Origin of the sequence: Pseudomonas brassicacearum (assembly GCF_003732265.1) — a bacterium.
Classification (GTDB): Bacteria; Pseudomonadota; Gammaproteobacteria; order Pseudomonadales; family Pseudomonadaceae; genus Aquipseudomonas; species Aquipseudomonas brassicacearum_D.
Map to the genome: position 1 here is coordinate 1 of NZ_MOBK01000032.1, position 1,115 is coordinate 1,115.

Annotated in this window: 1 protein-coding gene; it reads left to right on the plus strand. The window is 58.5% G+C overall.

Features of this window, described 5'->3' with window-relative positions; translation table 11 throughout:
* Positions 1–1,115: RHS repeat domain-containing protein (locus BK660_RS29895; protein WP_148057476.1), on the plus strand; the 1,115-nt coding region annotated here is incomplete at both ends.

Here is a 1,115-nt window from a genome sequence, read left to right on the forward strand (position 1 = left end):
CGTTGTGCCGAGCGCATGGAATATGGTCGTCCCGGTCAGGGTCACCAGGACCACAACCTGGCCGGGCAACTGATTCGACAGGATGGCCCCGGCGGGACCGTATTGCTTGAGGCATTTTCGATTACTGGCCAGTGCACAAGGCAGGTTCAACACTTTACCGAGGAGGCCGTTGCGCCTGATTGGCCGGAGCCGATTGCAGATCGCAATGATTTGTTGGAGTCGGGCGATGGAGCGGTCTCGACGTGGCGATTCGGTCCGCAGGGAAATGTGCTGGAGTCGGTTGATGCCAGGCAGAACTGCCAGACCTTTGGTTTCACTCTTGATGGCCGACTACTCCACAGCGCCCTGAGACTGGCGGGCAAGCCGACCTGGCAAACACTGGTCAGCGAGATCGAGTACAACGCCCAAGGACAGATCACTCGCGAAGTGGCGGGTAACAACGTACAGACGACCCTCAAGTATTCTGCGCAAGACGGGCGTCTGATCGAGCGTCGGGCGCACAGCGATCACAGCGGCTGGCTGCAATACCTGCTCTACGCCTATGACCGAATGGGCAATGTGCTGAGTATCGAGGACAAGGCGTTGCCGGTGCGGTACTTCAACAATCAACGCATCGAGCCCGTCAGTCGATTTACCTACGACAGCCTGTATCAATTGATCAAGGCGACTGGCTGGGAGGCGGGCGCTCCCAACCAAGGGCCGGAATCCGTTGGGCGCAATGATCCGGCGGCGCTTAGCAACTACGAGCAAACCTACAGGTATGACGAGGCCGGCAATTTGCTGAAGCTGGCACATGTCGGTGTGCAAAGTCCTGGACGTGATCTGAAGGCCGCCCAGTACAGCAATCGTTGCCTGCCCTGGCGCAACGGCATACCACCGACCGAAGACGAAATCGCCGCAGCATTCGACGCCCGAGGCAATTTGCTGGAGCTGGATCAGGGGCGTTTTTTGACATGGGATCTGCGCAATCAATTGCAATCGGTCAGCCCGGTGGAGCGCGATACCGGAGGCAATGACGTTGAGTCCTACCTCTACGATGGCGGTGGTCAACGGGTACGAAAAACTCGCTCGTTGCAGACCCATGCCCGAACCGTGGTGGCTGAAGTGCGTTACTT